We start from the raw sequence: 23,737 nt of genomic DNA, 5'->3' as shown, positions 1-23,737 counted from the left end.
AGCCTAACTATTGAACCAGAAACTCTCCGGTAAACCCGGGGCGGTTCACACGCCTATTACGTCTGGCGCGATCCCGCGCCCGGTGGCGGCCCGCCCTCGGACCTGCAGGCCTGTTTCGGCGGGTCCGCGTGGACATATGTCGAGCCGCTGGGGAAATACTACCTCGGCTACTTCTCCCCGCATCAACCCGACCTCGAATGGCAGAATCCGGCGCTGCGGGCGCAAGTCCATGACATGATGAACTGGTGGTTCGACCGGGGCATCGGCGGCTTCCGCATGGACGTGATCTCGCTCATCGGGAAGGACGTCGATGCCGGCGTGTTCGAGGAGGGGCCGGACCTGCACGCCTTCCTGCAGGAGATGCACCGCGAAACGCTGGCCGGGCGCGACGTGCTGACCGTCGGCGAAAGCTGGTCGGTGACCCGCGACACGGCGCTGCTTTACAGCGGGCGGGACCGGGCAGAGCTCGACATGGTGTTCCAGTTCGACCACGTGAAGGCCGGGTGGGACCCGGTTCTGGGCAAGTTCAAACCCCGCCCCTTCGACCTGCCCCGCCTGAAATCGGTGTTCGATGCGTGGCAGGACGCGCTGGCCGATGACGGGTGGAATTCGCTCTTCCTCACCAACCATGACCTGCCCCGGCAGGTTTCGGTCTATGGCGACGACGGTACATACCGCGTCCGCTCGGCCAAGATGCTGGCGACGGTGCTGCACCTGATGAAGGGCACGCCCTATGTCTACCAGGGCGAAGAGATCGGGATGACAAACGTCCCCTTCACCCGGATCGACCAGTTCCGCGACATCGAAACGCTGGGCCTTTTCGCCGACCAGCACGCCGCCGGCGTGACCGAGGAGGCGTTCCTCGAAGGCGCGCGCGCCAACAGCCGCGACAATGCCCGCACACCGATGCAATGGACGGATGGCGCGCAGGCGGGCTTCACCGCCGGCACTCCGTGGATCGGGGTGAACCCCAACCACGCGCAGATCAACGTCGCCGCCGACCGGGCCGATCCCGACGGCGTGTTTGCCCATTACCGCGGGCTCATCGCCCTGCGCCGCGACATGCCCCTTGTCCAGCACGGCCGCTACATTCCGCACGCCCCCGACCACAGCCATGTCTGGGCCTATGAACGCAGGCTGGGGGAGGAGCGGCTGGTGGTGGTCGCCAGTTTCGCGGACCACCCGGTCGCGTTCGACCCGCCCGCCGCCCTGCACGTCACGGGCACGTCGCTCTCCGCGAACGTGACCGCGCGCACTTCGCTCGACGGCCCCGTGACCCTCGCCCCGTTCGAGGCATTTGCCATCCACGCTTCCCCCGGCGGCGCGCAGGGCGCATAACAGGGCCATGACAACCTATGCCCGACCGCCCGGAGGCCTGCCCCCGCAAACCGCGCGCCCCGATGACGGCGCGGTGTTCACAACGGCCTATGCCCTGATCCCCGCCAGCACGATGCGCGATATCGTGACGTCCTTCCTGCCGCACTGGCGGGACATGCGGATGTGGGTGATTGCGCGGCCCCTGTCGGGCTTTGCCGAAACCTTCTCGCATTACGTGGTGGAAGTGGCTCCCGGCGGCGGATCCGACCGTCCCGAAAGCGACCCCGCCGCGCAGGCGGTCCTGTTCGTGACGCATGGCACCGGTACCCTGACGCTCGACGGCGCTGATCACCCGCTGGAACCCGGCAGCTATGCCTACATCCCGCCCGGCACCGACTGGAACCTGACCGCCGGGACCGAGCTTATCTTCCACTGGATCCGCAAAGCCTATGTCGCGGCCGATGGCGTGCCCGCGCCCGACCCGTTCGTGACCAGCGACGCCGCGACGCCCCTGCGCCCGATGCCGGATACCGGCGGGCGCTGGTCCACCTCCCGCTTCGTCGAACCCGACGACCTGCGCCACGACATGCACGTGAACATCGTCACGCTCGAACCCGGTGGCGTGATCCCTTTCCCCGAAACCCACGTGATGGAACACGGGCTCTACGTCCTTCAGGGGCAGGGCCGCTACCTGCTGAACACCGACTGGCACGAGGTCGGACCGGGCGATTACATGTGGCTGCGCGCCTTCTGCCCGCAGGCCTGCATCGCCACGGGGGACGAGCCGTTCCGCTACCTGCTCTACAAGGACGTCAACCGCCACATGCCGTTGCGCGTGTGACCGACGCGCCTGCATATCCCGGCCAGCCGCTGTCCGAGGTGCTGACGCCCGCGCTGATCGTCGATCTCGACGCGCTCGATCACAACCTCGCCCGCATGGCCCGGCTGGCGAAAGAGGCGGGCGTCCGGCTGCGCCCACACGGCAAGATGCACAAATCCGCCGACCTCGCGCGGCTCCAGATGGCCCACGGCGCGGTGGGCCTCTGCTGCCAGAAAGTGTCCGAGGCAGAGGCCTTCGCGCGTGCGGGCGTCACCGACCTCCTTGTAACCAACGAAGTGCGTGGCGCGGCCCGGATCGCCCGCCTGACGGCGCTTGCAGCCACCGGCGCGCATGTCGGCGTCTGCGTCGACGATCCCGCGAACGTGCCCGAACTCTCGAGCGCCATAACCGCCGCCGGAGCCACGCTCGACGTCTATGTCGAACGGGACATCGGACAGGGCCGCTGCGGCGTCACCTCGACCGCCGACGTCGTGACCCTCGCCCGCGCCATCGACGCCGCGCCGGGCCTCTCCTTCGCCGGGCTTCAGGCCTATCACGGCAACGCCCAGCACCTGCCGACCCACGCCGAACGCTCCGCCGCCATCGATGCCGCGCTGCCCCTCGTGGCCGAGGCCGTCTCCGCCCTGCGCGACATCTGCCTGCCACCCCCGCAGGTCACCGGCGCAGGCAGCGGCACCTTCCCGGCGGAGGCTGCCTCCGGCCTCTACACCGAGCTGCAATGCGGCTCCTACGCCGTGCTTGACGTCGATTACGCCCGCCTCCTCGATGCCAACGACAGCCGGTACGACGCCACGTGGCGGCACGCCGTCTTCGTCCTGACCGAGGTGATGAGCGTCACCCGCCCCGGCCTCGCCGTGCTCGACGCGGGGCACAAGGCCCACGCCATCGACAGCGGCCTGCCGGTGATCGCCGACCGGCCTGACCTGCGGGTGACGGGCGCGTCCGACGAACACACGACCGTCGACGACCCTGCCAGTACCCTCGCCGTGGGGGACAGGCTGCGCCTGATCCCCGGCCATTGCGACCCGACCTTCAACCTGCACGACTGGATCGTCGCCTGCCGGGGCGACACGGTGGCCGAGCTCTGGCCCGTCACCGCGCGCGGCTGCCAGTGGTAGCGCCGTAGGTCGGGTGATCTCACCTGACCGTGTAGGGCGTGTCGAACCAGTGCTCTTCAAGGTTCGCGCCGTCGCCGATCCGATCGATCACCGCGAACAGGCCGGGCGCGTGCAGGGGCGTCAGAACCCCGTGCCACGTGCCCCGATGGAAATTCACCGCCTGCCCCGGTTTGGTCCGAAAGGCGCGCGGCTCCCCCGGTACGCCACCCTCGTCCGGGCAGACGATCACGAGGAACGGGTCAAGGCTCATCGGCACGAAACACTGGCTGCCTTGCGCATGCCGCTCCACCATCTCCAGCGTCAGCGGCAGGTTGCGCGGCTCTGCCCGGAACAGGCTCACGCCCGCCCGCCCGTCCGCGAAATCCAGCCGCGCCCGGTCGTGAAACCGCCCGCACAGGCCCTGGTTGATGATCTTGTCGGGCGCGCCGCTGCACTCCAGCACGTCACCGAACGGCGCGAACTCCGCCGCGTCCATCTCGCGCACCGCGATCACGGCAGCATGTCCCGCAGCCGCAACTCGGCGATCCGTTCGACCTGGCGGCAGGCCTCGTCCATCTCGTCCCCGGTCGCGTGGCCGATGCGGCGTCGGAAGGCGTCGAGGATCGACGCCTTGGTGTTGTCCTTGACCGCGATGATGAACGGGAACCCGTGCTTCTCGACATACGCGGTATTGAGCGTGGTGAACTCCTCCCGCTCCCCGTCCGTCAGCGCGTCCAGCCCGGCAGAGGCCTGCTCCGCCGTCGACGCCTCCGTCAGCCTGCGCGCCTGCGCCAGCTTCCCGGCAAGATCGGGATGCGCCCGCAGGACGCCCAGCCGCTCTTCGTCCGAGGCCGACCGGAACACCCGGCAGAGCGCGTTGTGCAGCCCCGTCGCGCTGTCATGCGCCGGTCCAAGCTCCAGCGCCCAGGCCCGTTCCGCCACCCATGGCGAATGTTCGAACACGCCGCCGAACCGCTCCACGAAGGTCTCGCGGTCAAGGGTTGTAGGTCGGGTGATCTCACCCGACGCCCTTGCGGGATGCACCGTGTCCCAGTGATCGGCGATCTGTTCGCGGGTGGCAAACCACACGCCCTCATGCCCTGCCATGTAGTCGATCGCGCGCTGCAACGCCGCCGCCCGGCCCGGTCGCCCGATCAACCGGCAATGCAGCCCGATCGACAGCATCCGCCCGCCCTCGGCATACAGCACGTCAAACGAATCGCGCAGATACGCCTCGAACTGGTCGCCCGCGTTGAACCCCTGCGGCGTGGCGAAGCGCATATCGTTGGCATCCAGTGTGTAGGGCACGATCAGTTGCTCGCGGTCGCCGAACCGCGCCCGGTACGGCAGATCATCGGCATAGCTGTCCGCGACATAGGCAAAACCGCCCTCCTCGGCGGCCAGCCTCACCGTGTTCATCGAACAGCGGCCCGTGTACCAGCCGCGCGGCCGCGCGCCCGTGACCTCCGCGTGCAGGCGGATCGCCTCTTCCATCTGCGCGCGTTCTTCTTCTTCCGGCATGTCCTTGTGTTCGATCCACTTCAGCCCGTGGCTCGCGATCTCCCACCCGGCGGCCTGCATGGCGCGCACCTGTTCGGGGCTGCGCGCCAGCGCGGTCGCCACGCCATACACGGTCACCGGCAGGTGCCCCAGCATCCGGTGCAACCGCCAGAACCCGGCCCGCGCCCCGTATTCATAGATCGATTCCATGTTCCAGTGCCGCTGCCCTTCCCAGGCCGCCGCACCCACGATCTCGGACAGGAACGCTTCCGACGCGGCATCGCCGTGCAGGATGTTGTTCTCGCCGCCTTCCTCGTAGTTGACGACGATCTGCACAGCGATCCGCGCACCGCCCGGCCATTGCGGGTCAGGGGGCACCGCGCCGTGGCCGGTCATGTCGCGGGGATAGCGGGGCGGGTCTTGTGCCATGTCGGGTCCTGTGATGTGGTCTGCCTGACTGCATCAAATCGCGGGAGCGTTGACAAGATGGCCGACGGGTTCCTCACCACCCACGTTCTCGACACCGCCCGCGGTGTCCCGGCCGCGGGCATCAAGATCGCGCTCTACCGCGTCTCCGGCAACAGCCACCGCAAGATCGCCGAAACCGTCACCAATGCCGATGGCCGGACCGATACACCGATCCTGCCCGCCGACAAGTTCAAGACCGGCATCTACGAGTTGATCTTCTTCGCCGGCGACTACCTGCGCGCCACCGGTCAGGCCACGGCAGAGCCGCTCTTCCTCGACCAGGTGCCGATCCGCTTCGGCATGGCCGAAGACAGCCATTACCACGTCCCCCTCCTCCTCTCCCCCCACGGGATGAGCACGTACCGGGGAAGCTGATGGACAACACGGCAAACGTACTCCACCCGCTGGCTGGCAAGCCATGATGGATCTCGCCATCCTCTGGTCGTGGGCCGAATTCGCGGTGCGCTGGACACACGTGATCGTCGCCATCGCGTGGATCGGGTCGTCGTTCTACTTCATCGCGCTCGATCTGGGCCTCAACCGCGACATCCCCGGCCCGGCGGACGGGGAGGAATGGCAGGTCCACGGCGGCGGCTTCTACCACATCCAGAAATACATGGTCGCGCCAGCCCGGATGCCCGAGCATCTGACGTGGTTCAAATGGGAAAGCTATTCCACGTGGCTCAGCGGCGCGGCGCTGTTGATGATCGTCTACTGGGCGGGGGGAGAGATCTACCTCCTCGACCCCACCAAGAACGACCTCGTGCTCTGGCAGGGCATCGCCATCTCGGCGGCGTCGCTGGCGGTGGGCTGGGTGATCTACGACGCGCTTTGCAAAAGCCCGCTGGGGGAGCGTCCGACGACGCTCATGCTGCTCCTGTTCGCCGTTCTGGTCGTGATGTCATGGGGCTATGACCAGGTCTTCACCGGCCGCGCGGCGCTGCTGCATCTGGGCGCGTTCACCGCCACGATCATGACGGCCAACGTGTTCTTCATCATCATGCCCAACCAGCGCATCGTCGTGGCGGACCTCAAGGCGGGTCGCACCCCGGATGCCAAGTACGGCAAGATCGCCAAGCTGCGTTCGACCCACAACAACTACCTCACCCTGCCGGTCATCTTCCTGATGCTGTCGAACCACTACCCGCTGGCCTTCGCGACCGAGTGGAACTGGCTGATCGCGTCGCTGGTGTTCCTGATGGGCGTCACCATCCGGCACTATTTCAACACGCTGCACGCCATGGGCCGTGGCCCGCACTGGACCTGGGGCGCGACGGTGATCCTGTTCCTGCTGATCGCCTGGCTGTCAACCGCCGGCACGGGAGAGACGGTGGACGAGGCCGAGGCGCGCACGCCCGGGCGCGAAGAGGCGCGCCTGATCGCCGCCGCGGGGTTCGATGAAGCCTATGACGCGGTGATCGGCAATTGCTCGATGTGTCACGCGCGCGAACCCGTCTGGGACGGGATGCACTGGCCGCCCAAGGGCGTGGTGCTGGAAACCGAAACCGACGTCGCACGCCACGCGACCCAGATTTACCTGCAGGCCGCGCGCAGCCACGCCATGCCGCCACCCAATGCCCTGCAGATGGAGCCAGAGGCCCGCGCCGCCATCGCGGCGTGGATCCGCGCCAGCCGCCAGTCGGGCAGCTAGGCCACCAGCAGGCGCAGCCCCGTCGTCACGTCCGACCGTACCGCCAGCCGCAACCCAGGCTCGTCCCCGGCCTTCAGCGCCGCGATGATCAACCGGTGGTACCGTGGCGGCTCGCTCTGCCGCATCCGCCCGTAAAGCGCCCGCATGGTCGGCCCCAGCTGCAACCAGACGGTCTCCGCCAGCGCCAGCATCGCGGGCGCCTGCGCGCGCAGGTAGAGCGTCCGGTGAAAGTTGAGGTTGGCGTGGATATACCCCGCCGAATCGTGCTTCGCGACCATCTCGGCCACCACGGAATTGAGGCTCGACAACCGCTCGATCAGCGCCATGTGGGCGCGCGGCAGGGCGCGGGTGGCCAGTTCCACCTCCAGCAGAGCGCGCAGCGCCGCCAACTCCTCGATCCGGTCGGTCGTCAGCTCCGGCGCCGACACCCGGCCCGAGGACGACATCTGCAACGCCCCCTCCGCCACCAGCCGCCGCACGGCCTCGCGCGCGGGGGTCATCGACACCCCGAATTCCTTGCCGATGCCGCGCAGGGTCAGCGCCTGTCCGGGGGACAGGTGACCATACATGATCTGGCTGCGCAGCCCGCGATAGACGCGGTCATGCGCGGCGGGGGACGGGGCGTTCGGGGCGGGCGTCGGCGGTGGATCGGGCAGCATGGCCTTTTGTGATCACAAACCCCGTCGCACGTCAACGCTCAGAGGTCGAACCGGACCCGGTGCAGCGCGGGACCATGGTGGCGCAGCCATGCGCGCTGCCGGTCATGGGGGCCGTAAATCTCGGCCACCCGCGCCCAGAAGGCGGGCGAATGGTTCATTTCGGCCAGGTGCGCGACCTCGTGCGCGGCCACGTAATCGCGCACGTCACGCGGCGCCATGATTAGCCGCCACGACAACATGATGCGCCCCTCCGCCGTGCAGGACCCCCAGCGCGACCGCGTGTCGCGCAGGGACAGCGCCGCATAGGGCCGACCCAGCTTGGCGGCAAAGCGGTCGCAGGCCTCGGACAGCGCATCCCGCGCCGTGGCCTTCAGATACGCCTGCACCGCGCGCGGCACAGCGCGGCTGCGGCGCGGCACGTACAACACGCCGTCCCGCGCGGTCGCGGCGGCGACGTCGCCGCGCCGCACCACGTGCGGCGTGCCGTCGATGGGTAGTTCCGCCTCCTCCGCCACGACGGTTTCACCGGGCGCCCGTTCGACATGGCCCCGCACCCACTCGGCCCGCGTTTCGGCAAAGGCCAGCGCTTCACGGTCGCTCACGTGGCGCGGCACCGTCAGCGTCACGCGCCCGTCCAGCGACGACACCCGCAGCGTCATCCTCCGCGCCCGCGCCGAACGCCGCAACGAAATCTCGACCGGGGGGTTGCCCGGCAATCTGTGTTGTCCCATATCGCTCACCAGCCGCCCACCTTCGGGATAGGCTTTGACACCTCCCCGCCTTTATGGCAGGGGACGCGGATCGCCTTCAAGGCGCCCGTTGCAGCCACCGATGCCCAGCTGGAGAACAGCAGACATGCCCAAGGAAGAATGGGGAACCAAGCGTCTTTGCCCGACCACCGGCAAACGTTTCTACGACCTCAACAAGGTGCCGATCGTCAGCCCCTACACGGGTGAAGTGGTCGAGATCCAGAACGGCAAGAGCCGCATGATCGAGGCCGACCGCGAAGACGCGGCCACCGCCAAGGCGAAGGCCGAGGAATCCGAAGACGACGTGGTTCTCGAAGACGACGATGAAGACGTCGATGTCGATCTTGGCGATGATGTTCTGGACGATGACGACGACGAGGACAACGTGTCCCTCGACGACATCGCGGACGTCCCGTCCGAAGACGACGACAGCTGACGGCAGGCCCCGTTCGGCGCGATTTTTCGCTTGATCGCGCCGGGGCCTTTGCCTAGACACGCGCAGGCCGGACGACACCAGACCGGCCGCAAGGAACGGGGCCTTAGCTCAGCTGGGAGAGCGCTACAATGGCATTGTAGAGGTCAGGGGTTCGATTCCCCTAGGCTCCACCATACTTCCCCAAATTGCCGGATCAGGCCGCGTCGGTCGCACCTTGTTCCGGTGCGCCGCCGGTGAAGAAGTCCGGTTTGGGACCGGCCCCGGACAGCACCCAGTCATACACCCGCGCGACCTGCCCGGCCTTCCTGTCCCACAGGAAATGGGTCTGAACGCGCTCCTGCGCGCGGCGCGCGGTTGCGGCAATGTCGGCGCGGGCGTCGGCCAGGCGCGCCAGTTCGGCCCCGAAGGCCGCGATGATCTCGGCCCGTGAACCGACCGGCACCTTGTAGCCCAGCCCTTCGGTCACCAACTCCCCCGGCCCGGCATAATCGACGATCAGCGGGGCCACGCCCAGCGCCATCGCTTCCAGCACCACGCCGCCGCCGAATTCGCGGATCGACGGGAAGGTCAGCAGGTGGCTTTGCCGCAGGATCGTCTGCACATCGCCATGCGCTTGCCAGCCGTGGAAGGTCACCGGCAGGCCCGCCGCCATCTGCTCCAGATCGGCGCGCATCGGCCCGTCGCCCACGATATCGAGCGCAAGGAGTCCCTTCTCCAGCAGGGGCCGCGCCGCCTCGATCAACATGTCGGGGCCCTTGTAGGGCACCAGCCGCCCCACGAAACATCCCCGCAGCGGACCGTCGGAAGGCGGGTTGGCGGTGCCGGTGAACCGCGCCGGGTCGATCCCGTTTTCCGGCAGGTAGATCACCTTGTCCCGCACCCGCGCGGGCATCTCGGACGCGGTGTGCCGCGATCCGCACAGGATCGCGCTCGCCGCGTCCAGCGTCGCGCGCCGCCCCGGCAGCCACTTGTAGGCACCCCGGACATAGCTCAGCCATTCCTTCTCGCGCCGCCGCTCCGCATCGAAGCCCTTGGGCCACGGCACACCGCCATTCAAAGGCCCCAGCACAAAGGGCGTACCCGTCCGCGCGACCTTCCGTGCCAGCGGGCTGGCGGTTGTGGGCGACAGCGGGGTGACGCGGTGCACGAGGTCGTATTCGCCACCCCTGATGGCCGCCCCGAACTGCCGCCAGACCAGCCGCTCGAAATACGGATAGGTCAGGGACGAGACCGCCTGCAGCGTGGTCCACCCCTTTCCCTCGCCCATGCGCAGCTTCTCGGCCAGCGCCCACATGGGTTTCATCAGCGCCTCGCTGTCGATGGCGGTGAAATCCGTGCCCTCGACCAGCCCTGCGCGCAGGATGGCGTCGCGGTTGCGGACCTGGGTGACAAGGTGCACGTCGGCCACGCCGCGCAGCGCCTCCGCCATCGACCAGCCCACCAGCGGCACGCTCACCCATTCGGGGTTCGCGGCCTCGGCAATGACCAGCACGCGGGGGCGGGTCACAGGATGGGTCTCCATCGCAGCCCGACCCACGACCGGCGCTTTTCCTTCAGCCGCTCGGCGCGCAGCACCTCGGCATACCCGGTCAGCGCCCCGGCCAGCAGCCATGTCAGCGTCGTGATCGTCGCGTTCGGCACCATGTCGATCATGTTGATGCCCAGAAGCAGCGACAGCGGCGCGATGAACGGAGAGATCTCGCCCTCCCGTGGCGCCACCGCCTCTCGCCAGAGCAGGATCAGCGGCAGCAGCAACAACCCGAATTCCGCGAGGAACCCGACCCATCCCCAGACACCGATCACGATGATCCAGCGCCCGTCGGTGACCGTCAGGATGTTGCCGTTGACCGGGTCGAGAATGTGGTTCCGCCCCCAGCTTCCCCATCCGAAGACCGGCTTTTCATAGGCGCGTTCCAGCAGCGTGTTCTCGTTCGTGAACCGGAATTCGAGCGACGCCGCGCGGTCCGGGTCGATCGCCGCCGCCGCCTCCAGCATCTCCTGCTGCGGCACAAGGTCGAACCCTTTCAGCACCGGGTAGGTCGTCGCGATCAGGCCCAGAAGGATCGCCACCTTGATCTGCGTAACCCGGCCAAGGAAGAAAACGCACGGCACGAGGAACAGGGCGAACAGGTACGACCCCAGCGACTTGGACAGGAACAGGACCCCCGCCAGCCACACGACGCAGCCGAAATAGAACAGCTTCGACCGCTGCCTGTCCTCCCGCAACAGGCCCACCGCGCAGACCAGCGCCGTCATGCAGAAGAACGCGACCCACAGCCCGTGATACAGGAACACGACGGGCCGGTACCCGCCGAACCGCACCGACTGGTTGAAGTAATGCTGGTAGAAGCCATAGATCCACTGGTTCAGCTGCGGTGACAGGCGCACCTCGATCAGCATCGGGATCGAATAGGCGAGGCCCGCGAACATGAACGCCACCATCAGCTCGCGCTGTGTCTTGCCCGAATTGAGGAAGGACCGCGCCAGAAGGAAGGGCAGGATCATGATCGCCTGCGTCAGAACCAGCGCCACCGCGTCCATCGTCCGCAGCCCCGGCAGACCCACTTCGCCGAAGACAACCGGCTCGCCGTTGTTCATCACCGTGAACATCGGCGACAGGATGAAGGTCGCCAGCAACAGCTTGCCGACGTGGGAATGGGGCAGGATCGACCCGCGATAGCCGAACATCAAGAGCGCGCAGGTAAAAGTCGCAAGCGACGGGATCGTGTGTTTGGTCAGCGGCGGCAGCAGCGGAAAGTCGTACTGGGCGGGCAATTCCGGCAGGATCAGGTAGGCGGCCAGCAAGGTCCAGATCACACCCCTTTCGGGGCCGAGACGCTTGAACATCACGACCGTGACGATCGGCCAGATCGCCAGCATCAGGAAGGCCAATGGATTCGGCATGATCCGCGCCCGGTTTCCAGTTGCCCCGCTTTAAGCGAAAACTGCGCCGAAAACGAGGCGGCAACCGGCCACAATTATGTGTCCCGGCGGATCAGTGCGGGCGCGTCACCAGAAAACTGAACCGGAACGTCGCAAAGAAATGCTCGCCCCGCGCATTCAGATCGGCAAGGTCCTCCGCCCATGCATCAAGCGTGGCGTCATCCAGCGTGCCGACCGTGCGAATATATCCCTGGATGAAGGGAATGACCGTCTGGCAGTAACATCCCTCGTGCCAGTCCGTGGTCACGATGGGAAAACAGTCGATGCCCGTTACCTCAAGCCCCGCATCGCGCAGCCGTCCGCGCAAGCTTTGCGGCAGGCTGCTGTCGGCACAATGCGGGGCAAAGGCCGCCATAACCCGCGCCATCCTCTCCGGGTCACTCGATGACCACGACATCGCGTTCCAATCGGTCGCCATCACCAGTCCGCGCGCGCCCGGCTTCATCACGCGGTGCATCTCGGCACAGAAGGCGTCGATGTCGGGCACATATTCGGCCACCTGAGTGCTGACCACGACGTCGAACGAGGCATCCTCTGATGGAATCTGCGTCACGTCCGCCTTCTCGTGGCGCAGCCAGTGTTGCGTGGTCCGGCGTCGCGCGCGGGAGATCAGGGCGTCAGACAGATCGATGCCCAGCACGCGCCCCTCGGGTCCGGTCGCATCGGCGATGTCAGAGGCCAGAAAGCCGGGTCCAGACCCAAGGTCGATCACCGCTTCGCCCGGCTGAATGTCCAGCAATCGCATCGTGTGGGCGCGCTGCGCAGTCACATCCGGCCCAAGGTAGGCTGCTTCCAATCGATCTGCAGCCGCGTCATCATAATCCATAGACCCCACGAGGCGTCCTCCGATAATAGACGTTGAATCAAAAAAAAACCGAAACAAGAACCTTTTTTGAGACCCAAAGTCTCAACTGGCAACACGATCCGCGACAATCTGGCCCTAACTCTATAGGTCCAGTCTCGCATAAAACCTCGGCAAACAGCCCGAAATCCGGGCCGATTCCCCTATAGGAGATGTTCGCATGAAGATGACGACCGAAGAAGCCTTTGTGAAGGTGCTGCAGCGCCATGGCATCCAGCATGCCTTCGGGATCATCGGGTCGGCCATGATGCCGATCTCGGACCTGTTCCCGGCGGCGGGTATCAAGTTCTGGGACTGCGCGCATGAAGGCTCCGCCGGCATGATGTCGGACGGCTACACCCGCGCCACCGGCAAGATGTCGATGATGATCGCGCAGAACGGCCCCGGCATCACCAACTTCGTGACCGCCGTGAAAACCGCCTACTGGAACCACACGCCGCTTCTGCTGGTCACCCCGCAGGCCGCGAACAAGACCATCGGCCAGGGCGGTTTCCAGGAAGTCGAGCAGATGAAACTGTTCGAGGACATGGTCGCCTACCAGGAAGAGGTCCGCGACCCCTCCCGCGTGGCCGAGGTCCTGACCCGCGTGATCAGCCAGGCCAAGCGCCTGTCTGGCCCCGCCCAGCTGAACATCCCGCGCGATTTCTGGACGCAGGTGATCGACATCGAACTGCCCGACCCGATCGAATTCGAACGCTCGCCCGGTGGCGAGAACTCGGTCGCCAAGGCGGCAGAGCTTCTGTCCTCGGCCAAGTTCCCGGTGATCCTGAACGGCGCGGGCGTGGTCCTGTCGGCGGGCGGTCTCGAGGCGTCCAAGGCGCTGGCCGAACGGCTCGATGCGCCGGTCTGCGTCGGCTACCAGCACAACGACGCCTTCCCCGGCTCGCACCCGCTGTTTGCCGGCCCGCTGGGCTATAACGGGTCGAAAGCCGGGATGGAGCTGATCAAGCAGGCCGACGTCGTGCTGGCGCTCGGCACGCGGCTCAACCCGTTCTCGACCCTGCCGGGCTATGGCATGGAATACTGGCCCAACGACGCCAAGATCATCCAGGTCGACATCAACCCCGACCGGATCGGCCTGACCAAGAAGGTCACCGTCGGCATCGTCGGCGACGCGGCCAAGGTCGCCAAGGGCATCCTTGCCAACCTGTCGGACGACGCCGGTGACGCGGGCCGCGAGGCGCGCAAGAACACCATCGCCGAAACCAAGAGCCGCTGGAAACAGCAGCTGACCGAAATGACGCATGAAGACGACGATCCCGGCACCACCTGGAACCAGCGTGCGCGCGCCGACAAGCCCGACTGGATGAGCCCCCGCATGGCGTGGCGCGCGATCCAGGCCGCGCTCCCGCGCGAGGCGATCATCTCGTCCGACATCGGCAACAACTGCGCCATCGGCAACGCCTACCCGGACTTCGACGAGGGCCGCAAATACCTCGCACCCGGCCTGTTCGGCCCCTGCGGCTACGGCCTCCCGGCCATCGTCGGCGCCAAGATCGGCCAGCCGGACGTGCCGGTCGTCGGTTTCGCCGGTGACGGCGCCTTCGGCATCGCGGTCAACGAACTGACGGCCATCGGCCGCGGCGACTGGCCGCCGGTCACGCAGATCGTCTTCCGCAACTACCAGTGGGGCGCGGAAAAGCGGAACTCGACCCTGTGGTTCGACGACAACTTCGTCGGCACCGAGCTGGACACCGACGTGTCCTATGCCGGCATCGCCGAGGCCTGCGGCCTCAAGGGCGTCGTCGCCCGCACCATGGACGAACTGACCGATGCCCTGAACCAGGCGATCAAGGACCAGATGGAGAACGGGGTCACCACCCTCATCGAAGCCATGATCAACCAGGAGCTGGGGGAGCCCTTCCGCCGCGACGCCATGAAGAAGCCGGTGTCGGTCGCGGGCATCTCCAAGGACGACATGGTCGAGCAGGTGGTATGACGGCCCCGGCCGGACGACCTCGCATGATATCGGGACGGGCGCGCTTCGGCGTGGCCGGCCCCGCCCTGTCCGGGCATGCCGCGCGGCCCGAGGCCGCCGCGTGACCCATCCCGTCCTCTCCGCCCTGCGAGAGCGCGCCACGCCGCTCGACCGCCGCATCGTTCTCAGCGAAGGCGACGATCCCCGCGTGATCGCGGCGGCGCTCGACGCCAATGCCAGCGGTCTCGCCCGCGTTTCGCTTGTCGGTGACCCCGCCGCGATCGAGGCCGCCCACCAGGGCGGACGAGAGGCCCTTCCGGAAATCCACGATCCGGCGACCTCGCCCCTGACCCCCGCCCTCACCGACCTGCTGGTCGAGTTGCGGGGCCACAAGGGCATGACCCCCGACAAGGCCGCCGTGGCCGTGCAGGACAGGCTCACCTTCGCCGCGCTCATGGTCCGCGCGGGCCATGCCGACGGCACCGTGGGCGGCGCGGTCGCCACCACCTCGGACACCGTGCGCGCCGCGCTGCAGATCATCGGCAAGGCGCCCGATGCGCCGCTCGTGTCCTCGTTCTTCCTGATGGTCCTGCCCGAAGGCCACGCTTCGGGCCGGGACGCGATGATCTTTTCCGACAGCGGCCTCGTCATCGACCCCGACAGCGACCAGCTGGCCGGGATCGCCGCGCAGTCGGCGGCGTCGTGGACGGCGCTAACGGGGCACGAGGCGCGCGTCGCCTTCCTGTCCTTCTCGACCAAGGGCAGCGCGCGGCACGCCCGCGTCGGCAAGGTCACAACCGCCGCCCAGACCCTCGCCGACACCCGGCCTGACATCGCCTCTGACGGCGAGTTGCAGTTCGACGCCGCCTTCGTGCCAGAGGTCGGGGCGTCCAAGGCACCGGGCTCGCCCACCGCCGGGCGTGCGAACGTGATGATCTTCCCCGATCTCGACGCCGGCAATATCGGGTACAAGATCGCCCAGCGCGTCGGCGGGTGCGAGGCCATCGGCCCCATCCTGCAGGGCCTCAACCGGCCCGCGAACGACCTCAGCCGTGGCTGCAACGCCGAAGACATCGTCAACCTGATCGCCGTGACCGCCCTTCAGGCGGCAGGGCAGGATGGCTGAGCTTTGGCCCCTGATCGCGCTCTCCCCGGCGGACTTCGCCGCGCTGGTCGCCATCGTCCTTGCCGCCGGGATCGTGCGCGGGTTCACGGGATTTGCGCTGTCGGCCTTCGCGCTGGCCATCGGCGTGCTGATCCTGCCGCCGGTGCAACTGATCCCGGTCCTGTGGTGGCTGGAGATCGCCGCCTCGATCCTCATGCTGCGCGGCGGACTGCGGGAGGCCGACAACCGCGTCGCGCTGATCCTCGTCGCGGGCTCGTTTCTGGGCATGATCGTGGGGCTTGGGCTGACAACCACGCTCGATCCGAACCTGTCACGCCAGGTCGCGCTGGTGATCCTGATCGCGCTGGCCGCGCTGCAACTCGGCCGCGTGCGCATGGCCTTTCTCGGCACGACGACCGGCACCGTGGCAACCGGGCTGATCGCGGGTCTCGTGACGGGGCTGGCGGGCGTGGGCGGCATGGTGGTGGCGCTTTATGTGCTCGCCCGGCAGGCCGACCCGCGCCAGATGCGCGCCACGCTCGTGGTGTTCCTGTTCCTCGGCTCCAGCGCCTCGCTGCTGGTGCACCTCTGGTACGGCACCATGAACGCGCAATCGACGCTGCGCGGCCTCGCGCTTGTGCTGCCCTGCATGGCGGGCGTGCTGATCGGGCAGGCGCTCTTCACGCCGCGACTGCAACCCTATTACCGCCCGGTCTGCCTCTGGCTGCTGATCGGGCTGGGCGCGCTGGCCCTCGCGCGGTCGCTCGCATGACACGAAATTCTCCAACGCCCCTCGCACCGGGAATTATTTCCGCTAGGGTGCGGGCACAGGCAAACAGGTGATCCCATGAACCAGCCCAAGCTGAACCTTTCTCCGAAAGTCTCGGACGAGGTCCGCAAGACGACCTGCTACATGTGCGCCTGCCGCTGCGGGATCAACGTGCACCTCAAGGACGGCAAGGTCGCCTATATCGAAGGCAACCGCGACCACCCGGTGAACAAGGGCGTGCTGTGCGCCAAGGGCTCTGCCGGCATCATGCAGGTCAACGCGCCCTCCCGCCTGCGCGCGCCCCTGAAACGCGTGGGCAAGCGCGGCGAAGGCAAGTTCGAAGAGATCACGTGGGACGAGGCGCTCGACATCGCCGCTGACCGCCTGACCAGGATCCGCAACGACGACCCGTCGAAACTGGCCTTCTTCACGGGGCGCGACCAGTCGCAATCCTTCACTTCGTTCTGGGCGCAGAATTTCGGCACGCCGAACTATGCCGCACATGGCGGCTTTTGTTCCGTGAACATGGCGGCGGGCGGCATCTACACGATGGGCGGCGCGTTCTGGGAGTTTGGCCAGCCCGACTGGGACCACACCAAGCTGTTCATGCTGTTCGGCGTGGCCGAGGATCACGACAGCAACCCGATCAAGATGGGCATCGGCAAGATCAAGGCGCGCGGCGCGCGGGTGATCGGCGTGAACCCGATCCGCTCGGGCTACAACGCCGTGGCCGACGACTGGGTCGGCATCACGCCCGGCACCGATGGCCTTTTCATCCTCGCGCTGGTGCATGAGTTGATGAAGGCAGGCAAGATCGACCTCGACTACCTGTCGCGCTACACCAACGCCCCGGTGCTGGTGAACGCGGACGCGAAAAGCTCTGAGTTCGGCCTGTTCCTGCGCGACGACGACGGCAAGATGCTGGTGATCGACAAGACCACCGGCAAACCCGCACCGTTCGACCAGCCGGGCGTCCGCCCCGACCTCAACGGCAAGCTGCGCATCCGCGGCGTCACCCACGGCACCGTTTTCGTGAAGATGGCGGAACGCTACCTCGATCCCGCCCACGCGCCCGAGGCCGTGGCCGACCGCTGCGGCATCAAGGCCGACAAGATCCGCCGCATCGCCTTTGAACTGGCGCGCGTGGCGTTCGACGAGGCGTTCGAGATCGACCAGCCATGGACCGATTTCCGCGGCGAACGGCACGAAAAGATGGTGGGCCGCCCGGTATCGATGCACGCGATGCGCGGCATCAGCGCCCATTCCAACGGCTTCCAGACCTGCCGCGCGCTGCACACGCTCCAGATCCTCCTCGGCACAGTCGAGGTTCCGGGCGGCTTCCGCTTCAAACCGCCCTACCCCAAACCGGTCGAAGCGCACCCGAAACCGCATTGCAAGGTCACGCCCGGCGCGCCGCTTGACGGTCCGCATCTCGGCTTCGTGCGCGGGCCCGAAGACCTCGCCCTGCGCGACGACGGCACAGCGGCGCGGATCGACAAGGCGTTCACATGGGACAACCCGATGTCGGCCCACGGGATGATGCATATGGTCATCTCGAACGCTCATGCGGGCGATCCCTACAAGATCGACACGCTGTTCATGTACATGGCGAACATGTCGTGGAACTCGTCCATGAACACGTCGGGCGTGATGAAGATGCTCACCGACACGGACGAAAACGGCGACTACGTCATCCCCAACATCATCTATTCCGACGCCTATTCGTCGGAAATGGTGGCCTTCGCCGACCTCGTCCTGCCGGACACCACGTACCTGGAACGGCACGACTGCATCTCGCTTCTGGACCGCCCGATCTGCGAGGCGGACGGCGCGGCGGACGCGATCCGCTGGCCGGTGATCGAACCCGACCGCGACGTGCGCGGGTTCCAGACGGTGCTGGTGCAACTGGCCAACAAGATGGGCCTGCCCGGCTTTACCGACGAGGATGGCAGCGCCAAGTACGCCGACTATGCCGACTACATCGTCAACCACCAGCGCAAGCCCGGCATCGGCCCGCTGGCCGGTTGGCGGATGGGTGATAACGGCATCACCCACGGGCGCGGCGCCCCGAACGAAGCGCAGCTGGACAGCTACATCGCCAATGGCGGCTTCTTCGTCGAACATATCCCGGACGAGGCGCTCTATTACAAACCGTGGAACAGCGCCTACCAGGACTGGGCGGTCGAGCTTGGCCTCTATGACAGCCCGCAACCCTACCTGTTCCAGCTTTATTGCGAACCGATGCGCAAGTTCCAGCTGGCCGCTGAAGGTCACGGAGACCGCCAGCCGCCGGACCACCTCCGCGAACGGATCAAGGCAACGCTCGACCCGCTGCCGATCTGGTACCCACCGATGGAAGACGGCCATGTCGATCCGGTCGAATACCCGATCCACGCGCTGACCCAGCGCCCCATGGCGATGTACCACTCTTGGGGCTCGCAAAACGCGTGGCTGCGCCAGATCCACGGCCGCAACCCGCTCTACCTGCCGACCCGGCTTTGGGAGGCGCACGGCTTTGCCGACGGTGACTGGGCCGAAGTGACCTCGGCGCACGGCAAGATCACTGTGCCCGTCGCGCACCAGGCCGGGCTGAACGAAAACACCGTCTGGACGTGGAACGCCATCGGCAAGCGCAAGGGCGCTTGGGCGCTCGACGACGACGCGACCGAGGCGACCAAGGGCTTCCTGCTGAACCACCTGATCCACGAATTGCTACCGCCCCGCGGCGACGGCCTGCGCTGGTCGAACTCCGATCCGATCACCGGGCAGGCGGCATGGTTCGATCTGCGCGTGAAGATCGAAAAGGTCGCTCCCCCGGCCGAGGCACAGCCCTCCTTCCCGCCGCAGGACGCCCCCGTCCCGCGCGGCCCCGAGGACCTGGCGTGGAAGGTGGGCCAATGACCAGAATTTCTCTGCGAAAATTCTGGCGAGATTTTTCCTGCGAAAAATCTCGCGGGCGCGCGGGGGGCATGACATGACCCCGCGCAAGACGCTTCTCCTGATCGCGGCGTTCGTCGCGATCACCTTCGGCAGCTTCGTGCTGTACCTCGTCCGCGCGATATCCGCGTCACAGGACGCCGCCCTGATCCCCCTCGCCATCGGAGGTGTCGCATGACCGCGCTGCCGGAAAGAACTGACAAGAAACTGGGCCTCGTGATCGACCTCGACACCTGCGTCGGCTGTCACGCCTGCGTGGTCGCCTGCAAGGGCTGGAACACCGAGAATTACGGCGCCCCCCTGTCCGATCAGCACGCCTATGGCGCGACGCCGTCGGGGACGTTCCTGAACCGCGTGCACGCCTACGAGGTGCAGCCCGATCGCGGCCCGGCCCAGACCGTGCACTTCCCCAAATCCTGCCTGCATTGCGACGACGCGCCCTGCGTCACCGTCTGCCCCACGGGTGCGAGCTACAAGCGGGTCGAGGACGGGATCGTGCTGGTGAACGAGGACGATTGCATCGGATGCGGCCTTTGCGCCTGGGCCTGCCCCTACGGCGCGCGGGAACTGGACCGCGCGGCGGGCGTGATGAAGAAATGCACGCTCTGCGTCGACCGCATCTATAACGAGAACCTGCCCGAGGAAGACCGCACCCCCGCCTGCGTGCGCACCTGCCCCGCGGGCGCGCGCCATTTCGGCGACCTCGGTGACCCGGACAGCGCCGTCAGCCAACTGGTGATGGACCGCGAAGGCGTCGACCTGATGCCCGAACTGGTCACCAAGCCCGTCAACAAGTACCTGCCGCCCCGGCCCAAGGACGACCTCGACCAGATCGACGTCCTGTCGCCCTTCCTGCAACCGGTCGCCGAACCGGCCAAAGGCATCGCCGGCTGGCTCGACCGCGTGCTGGAGAAAATCTGATGCATCCCGCTCCGTCCGTCATCGTCTTCACCACCCTTTCGGGCCTCGGTTTCGGCCTTCTGACCTTCCTTGGCCTCGGCCTGCCTGCCGTGACCGGCTGGGTGGCCTTCGTGTTCTACCTCGTCGCCTACCTGTTCGCGGTGGGGGGGCTGGTCGCGTCCACCTTCCACCTCGGCAACCCGAAAAACGCGCCCAAGGCGTTCACGCAATGGCGCACGTCGTGGCTCAGCCGCGAAGCGATCTGCGCGGTGGCCGCACTGGTGCTGATGGGCCTTTTCGCGCTGGGGGCGGTGTTCTTCGGCGGCGGCTGGCAGCCCTTGGGCTATATCGGTGCTTTGATGTCGCTGGCGACGGTGTTCACCACCTCGATGATCTATGCCCAGTTGAAAACCGTGCCGCGCTGGAACCACTGGCTGACCAGCGCGCTGTTTTTGTCGCTGGCGCTTGGCGGCGGCGCGCTTCTGGCGGGGCAGGTCTGGGCCGCGATGGTGCTTCTGGTGCTGGCAGGCGGCATGCAACTCGCGGCCTGGGCAGGCGGCGACAAACGCTTCCGCCAGCGTGGCCACACGCTGGAAACCGCGACGATGCTGCCGGGCGGCACCGTGCGCCAGTTCGAACCGCCGCATACCGGGTCCAACTACCTGCTGGACGAGATGGTCTATGTCGTCGGCCGCAAGCACGCCCGCAAGCTGCGCATCATCGCCATGCTGCTGATGGTCGTGGTACCGGTTCTGGTGCTGTTCTTCACGGTCGATGCCTCTGCCGCGCTCACGCACCTCGCGGTGCTGGTCGCGGTGCTCAGCCACCTTGTCGGGGTCGCCTGCGCGCGCTGGCTCTTCTTTGCCGAGGCCGAACATGTCGTCGGCCTCTACTACGGCAAACGCTGACGGCTAGCCGCCGGGATCGAGCTTGACCGCCACGCCGGGCTCGCCCCAGCCGTGCACGGAACACTTGGCGCGGATGAACACCTCGCGCACGCCGTCGGGCACCACCACGCTGTTCAGCGACCGGGTGAAAGGTTGCTCGGTCACATGCGGATGCATCAGCTCGCGGTAGCCAAGCGCATTGCCGTCGGCATCCACGACCTCCCAGCCGTCGGCGTAATGGTCCCAACCGGTGTCGGGATGCGACAGCGTCACGTCGAACCGCCAGCCCATTCCGGTCTTCTTCGCCACGACCTTCTCGATCACGGGAATGTCGGCAGCCGCCGCGAGGGTCGAGGCAACAAGGGCCGTGGAAGCAAGAATCAAGCGCATGACCGAACGGTAGTGCAGGCCGCGCCACCGCGACAGGCCGTTCACGACGATGTGTCCGCCCCGGCCAGCACCGCGCGCGACCGTGACGCGTATTCGCGCCGCCAGATCACCCAAAGCGTGAACAGGACCGTCCCGATCAGGGCCAGCGGCCCGACCAGCCACGCGGCCGAGGCCAGCGCGAAATAGACCGACCGCAAACCCTGGTTGAAGGCGCGCGAGGCTGAAATCGTCAACTCCGCCGACTTGTGCGTGCGCGCCGGCACGGTCGGGTCGGTGGTGTCGTTCGGCACCGCCGCCATCATCACCGCCGCGTACCCGAACAGCCGGTTCGACCAGACGAACCGCAAGAAGGCATGCCCCAGCAGGACCAGGCCCGCCAGCAGCTTGATCTGCCAGACCACCCGCGGCACGTCGTCAAACGTCAGGTCGCGCGCAATCCCGGCGATCATCTCGACATTGCCGATCAACGCCAGCCCGCCACCCATCGCGAGCATCGTCGCCGACCCGAAAAAGGCCGACCCCTGCCGCAGGTTGGTGATGATCTGCGCGTCGAAGATGCGCGGGTTGCGCGTGACAAGTTGCACCATCCATTCGCGCCGGTACCCGTCCATCAGGACCGACACCGACGGAAACGCCGTCGCCTCGCGCTCCACCACCCATCCCACGCCCCACCACGCCGCGAACAGGATGGCGACGGCGACGGCGTCGAAGACAGAGAAAAGCTCGATATGGTCGACGAAACTCATGGCGTCGTTGTGCCGCGCGCGGGGTTTCTGGACAACGGCGAAAATTGGTTATATGTTTTTACCAATTCGGAGGATTGCCCATGGAAATGCCCAAGCCCGACGACATGATCCTGAACCGCAAGGACGCCATCGTCGCCGCCTTGCAGGAGGTTCTGCCCTCTGACGCGGTGATCCACGATGCGTTCGAAACGAAGGCTTATGAATGCGACGGGTTGACCGCCTATCGCTGCCCTCCGCTGGCCGCCGTCCTGCCTGCCTCGACCGAAGAAGTCGCCGCCGTGCTGAAGGTCTGCCACCGGATGGGCGTGCCCGTCGTGCCGCGCGGGTCGGGGACGTCGCTGGCCGGGGGTGCCTTGCCGACTGAGGACAGCGTGATCCTTGGCGTGGCGCGCATGAACGACGTGATCGAGACGAACTATGCCGACCGCTACATCCGCGTGCAGACCGGCCGCACGAACCTGAGCGTGACCGGCGCGGTAGAGGAGGACGGGTTCTTCTATGCGCCCGACCCGTCCTCGCAACTGGCCTGCGCCATAGCGGGCAACATCGCGATGAATTCGGGCGGGGCACATTGTCTGAAATACGGCGTGACCACCAACAACCTGATGGGCGTGACCATGGTCACGATGGACGGTGAAGTGATCGAGATCGGCCGCGCGCATCTGGATGCGGGCGGGCTCGACCTGCTGGGCGTCATCTGCGGCTCCGAAGGCCAGCTGGGCGTCGTGACCGAGGCGACCCTGCGCATCCTTCCCAAACCCGAAGGTGCGCGGCCCGTACTGATGGCCTTCAACTCGAACGAGGTCGCGGGCGAATGCGTATCGGACATCATCAAGTCCGGCATCCTGCCCGTCGCCATCGAATTCATGGACCGCCCCTGTATCGAGGCCTGCGAAGCCTTCGCCAAGGCGGGCTACCCGATGTGCGAGGCGCTGCTGATCGTCGAGGTCGAAGGGTCAGAGATGGAGATCGACGCACAGCTGGCCCAGATCATGGACATCGCCGCCCGCAACGATCCCGTGGAGATGCGCGAGGCCAAGGATGCCGACGAAGCGGGCCGCATCTGGCTGGGCCGCAAATCGGCCTTCGGCGCGATGGGGCAGATCAACGATTACATGTGCCTCGACGGCACGATCCCCGTCTCGGCCCTGCCCGAGGTGCTGCGGCGCATCAAGCAGATGAGCGCCGAGTATGGCCTGGACGTGGCGAATGTCTTCCACGCGGGCGACGGCAACATGCACCCGCTGATCCTGTTCGATGCCAACAAGCCCGGCGACCTGGAACTGTGCGAGGCCTTCGGCGCCGACATCCTGCGTCTCTGCGTCGAGGTGGGCGGCTGCCTGACGGGTGAGCACGGCGTGGGCGTGGAAAAGCGCGACCTGATGAGCGACCAGTTCGACCCCGCCGATCTGGAGGCGCAGATGCGGGTGAAGGACGTGTTCGATCCCGCGTGGCTGTTGAACCCCGCCAAGGTGTTTCCGCTGGCGGCCTCCCGCGACCGGCGTCACGCCTGATCGCCGCCGCCGCGCCATTACATATTTTCAAAGAGAAGAAGCCCACAT

At 66.8% G+C, this 23,737-nt stretch carries 23 protein-coding genes and 1 tRNA gene; 15 read left to right on the top strand and 9 right to left on the bottom strand.

Annotated features, from left to right (window positions below):
- Positions 1-102 precede the first annotated feature (102 nt).
- The 3 genes from ATO11_RS22570 to ATO11_RS11965 are packed head-to-tail and all read left to right on the top strand — an operon-like array spanning position 103 to position 3,276.
- A complete protein-coding gene (locus ATO11_RS22570; protein WP_242601409.1) occupies positions 103-1,338 on the top strand; it encodes an alpha-amylase family glycosyl hydrolase in 1,236 nt (411 codons plus the stop codon).
- Positions 1,339-1,345: 7 nt separating this feature from the next.
- A complete protein-coding gene (locus ATO11_RS11970; RefSeq protein ID WP_050531078.1) occupies positions 1,346-2,158 on the top strand; it encodes a bifunctional allantoicase/(S)-ureidoglycine aminohydrolase in 813 nt (270 codons plus the stop codon).
- Positions 2,155-3,276: a DSD1 family PLP-dependent enzyme gene (locus ATO11_RS11965; RefSeq protein ID WP_050531077.1), complete on the top strand. Its 1,122-nt coding sequence runs from the start codon at positions 2,155-2,157 to the stop codon at positions 3,274-3,276. The genes ATO11_RS11970 and ATO11_RS11965 overlap by 4 nt, the downstream gene beginning before the upstream one ends.
- A 19-nt stretch (positions 3,277-3,295) precedes the next feature.
- On the opposite strand, the gene ATO11_RS11960 is transcribed toward ATO11_RS11965, so the two are convergent.
- Positions 3,296-3,769 carry an ureidoglycolate lyase gene (locus ATO11_RS11960; RefSeq protein ID WP_278044295.1) on the bottom strand — a complete coding sequence of 158 codons (474 nt, stop codon included), beginning with the start codon at positions 3,767-3,769 and terminating at the stop codon, positions 3,296-3,298.
- Positions 3,766-5,184 (bottom strand): allantoinase PuuE, encoded by a 1,419-nt coding sequence (puuE, locus tag ATO11_RS11955; RefSeq protein ID WP_242601407.1) that lies wholly within the window; start codon positions 5,182-5,184, stop codon positions 3,766-3,768. The genes ATO11_RS11960 and puuE overlap by 4 nt, the downstream gene beginning before the upstream one ends.
- Positions 5,185-5,241: 57 nt before the next feature.
- On the opposite strand from puuE, the gene uraH reads away from it, so the two are divergent.
- A complete protein-coding gene (gene uraH / locus ATO11_RS11950; RefSeq protein ID WP_050531076.1) occupies positions 5,242-5,598 on the top strand; it encodes a hydroxyisourate hydrolase in 357 nt (118 codons plus the stop codon).
- 43 nt (positions 5,599-5,641) lie between these two features.
- Entirely contained in the window at positions 5,642-6,874 is a 1,233-nt protein-coding gene (locus ATO11_RS11945; RefSeq protein ID WP_050531075.1) for a urate hydroxylase PuuD, read from the top strand.
- Here the strand turns inward: ATO11_RS11945 and ATO11_RS11940 are convergent.
- Together ATO11_RS11940 and ATO11_RS11935 are read right to left on the bottom strand one after the other, a co-directional pair.
- A complete protein-coding gene (locus ATO11_RS11940) occupies positions 6,871-7,533 on the bottom strand; it encodes a GntR family transcriptional regulator (RefSeq protein ID WP_050531074.1) in 663 nt (220 codons plus the stop codon). The genes ATO11_RS11945 and ATO11_RS11940 overlap by 4 nt on opposite strands.
- 38 nt (positions 7,534-7,571) lie before the next feature.
- Positions 7,572-8,192 carry a M48 family metallopeptidase gene (locus tag ATO11_RS11935; protein ID WP_341271332.1) on the bottom strand — a complete coding sequence of 207 codons (621 nt, stop codon included), beginning with the start codon at positions 8,190-8,192 and terminating at the stop codon, positions 7,572-7,574.
- A 196-nt stretch (positions 8,193-8,388) separates the two neighbouring features.
- On the opposite strand from ATO11_RS11935, the gene ATO11_RS11930 reads away from it, so the two are divergent.
- Complete coding sequence (locus tag ATO11_RS11930; protein ID WP_050531072.1) at positions 8,389-8,718, top strand: TIGR02300 family protein; 330 nt, start codon at positions 8,389-8,391, stop codon at positions 8,716-8,718.
- Between the two features lie 97 nt (positions 8,719-8,815).
- Positions 8,816-8,891, top strand: a tRNA-Ala gene (locus ATO11_RS11925).
- Positions 8,892-8,911: 20 nt separating this feature from the next.
- Here ATO11_RS11925 and ATO11_RS11920 read toward each other — a convergent pair.
- The 3 genes from ATO11_RS11920 to ATO11_RS11910 form a co-directional block, all read right to left on the bottom strand.
- Complete coding sequence (locus ATO11_RS11920) at positions 8,912-10,240, bottom strand: glycosyltransferase family 4 protein (RefSeq protein ID WP_207382963.1); 1,329 nt, start codon at positions 10,238-10,240, stop codon at positions 8,912-8,914.
- On the bottom strand, positions 10,222-11,622 hold the full coding sequence (locus ATO11_RS11915) for a hypothetical protein (RefSeq protein WP_050531070.1): 1,401 nt from the start codon (positions 11,620-11,622) through the stop codon (positions 10,222-10,224). The genes ATO11_RS11920 and ATO11_RS11915 overlap by 19 nt, the downstream gene beginning before the upstream one ends.
- 91 nt (positions 11,623-11,713) lie before the next feature.
- Positions 11,714-12,487: a methyltransferase domain-containing protein gene (locus tag ATO11_RS11910; RefSeq protein WP_050531069.1), complete on the bottom strand. Its 774-nt coding sequence runs from the start codon at positions 12,485-12,487 to the stop codon at positions 11,714-11,716.
- 196 nt (positions 12,488-12,683) lie between these two features.
- Between ATO11_RS11910 and xsc the strand changes: the two genes are divergently transcribed.
- The 7 genes from xsc to ATO11_RS11880 all read left to right on the top strand — a co-directional run bounded on the left by xsc (position 12,684) and on the right by ATO11_RS11880 (position 21,060).
- Entirely contained in the window at positions 12,684-14,462 is a 1,779-nt protein-coding gene (gene xsc, locus ATO11_RS11905; RefSeq protein ID WP_050531068.1) for a sulfoacetaldehyde acetyltransferase, read from the top strand.
- Positions 14,463-14,562: 100 nt separating this feature from the next.
- Positions 14,563-15,567, top strand: coding sequence for a phosphate acetyltransferase (gene pta, locus ATO11_RS11900; RefSeq protein ID WP_050531067.1), 1,005 nt, complete (start codon positions 14,563-14,565; stop codon positions 15,565-15,567).
- The gene (locus ATO11_RS11895) at positions 15,560-16,318 is read left to right on the top strand and encodes a sulfite exporter TauE/SafE family protein (protein WP_050531066.1); all 759 of its coding nucleotides are present in this window, start codon (positions 15,560-15,562) and stop codon (positions 16,316-16,318) included. The genes pta and ATO11_RS11895 overlap by 8 nt, the downstream gene beginning before the upstream one ends.
- Before the next feature lie 75 nt (positions 16,319-16,393).
- On the top strand, positions 16,394-19,216 hold the full coding sequence (locus ATO11_RS11890) for a molybdopterin oxidoreductase family protein (RefSeq protein ID WP_050531065.1): 2,823 nt from the start codon (positions 16,394-16,396) through the stop codon (positions 19,214-19,216).
- 73 nt (positions 19,217-19,289) lie between these two features.
- On the top strand, positions 19,290-19,430 hold the full coding sequence (locus ATO11_RS22155; RefSeq protein ID WP_165586966.1) for a hypothetical protein: 141 nt from the start codon (positions 19,290-19,292) through the stop codon (positions 19,428-19,430).
- The gene (locus tag ATO11_RS11885) at positions 19,427-20,173 is read left to right on the top strand and encodes a 4Fe-4S dicluster domain-containing protein (RefSeq protein ID WP_050531064.1); all 747 of its coding nucleotides are present in this window, start codon (positions 19,427-19,429) and stop codon (positions 20,171-20,173) included. The genes ATO11_RS22155 and ATO11_RS11885 overlap by 4 nt, the downstream gene beginning before the upstream one ends.
- Positions 20,173-21,060, top strand: a complete 888-nt coding sequence (locus tag ATO11_RS11880; protein WP_050531063.1) for a dimethyl sulfoxide reductase anchor subunit family protein — start codon at positions 20,173-20,175, stop codon at positions 21,058-21,060. Before ATO11_RS11885 ends, ATO11_RS11880 begins: the two co-directional genes overlap by 1 nt.
- 3 nt (positions 21,061-21,063) lie before the next feature.
- Here ATO11_RS11880 and ATO11_RS11875 read toward each other — a convergent pair whose 3' ends face one another.
- Positions 21,064-21,429: a hypothetical protein gene (locus tag ATO11_RS11875; RefSeq protein WP_050531131.1), complete on the bottom strand. Its 366-nt coding sequence runs from the start codon at positions 21,427-21,429 to the stop codon at positions 21,064-21,066.
- A 41-nt stretch (positions 21,430-21,470) separates the two neighbouring features.
- The gene (locus ATO11_RS11870; RefSeq protein WP_050531062.1) at positions 21,471-22,175 is read right to left on the bottom strand and encodes a DUF599 domain-containing protein; all 705 of its coding nucleotides are present in this window, start codon (positions 22,173-22,175) and stop codon (positions 21,471-21,473) included.
- An 80-nt stretch (positions 22,176-22,255) separates the two neighbouring features.
- On the opposite strand from ATO11_RS11870, the gene ATO11_RS11865 reads away from it, so the two are divergent.
- A complete protein-coding gene (locus tag ATO11_RS11865; RefSeq protein WP_050531061.1) occupies positions 22,256-23,689 on the top strand; it encodes an FAD-linked oxidase C-terminal domain-containing protein in 1,434 nt (477 codons plus the stop codon).
- Positions 23,690-23,737 lie beyond the last annotated feature (48 nt).

This window comes from Pseudaestuariivita atlantica (genome assembly GCF_001205715.1).
GTDB classification, from domain to species: domain Bacteria; phylum Pseudomonadota; class Alphaproteobacteria; order Rhodobacterales; family Rhodobacteraceae; genus Pseudaestuariivita; species Pseudaestuariivita atlantica.
The sequence above is the reverse complement of the archived record's forward strand: the minus strand, read 5'-3'. Positions and strand labels throughout refer to the sequence as shown.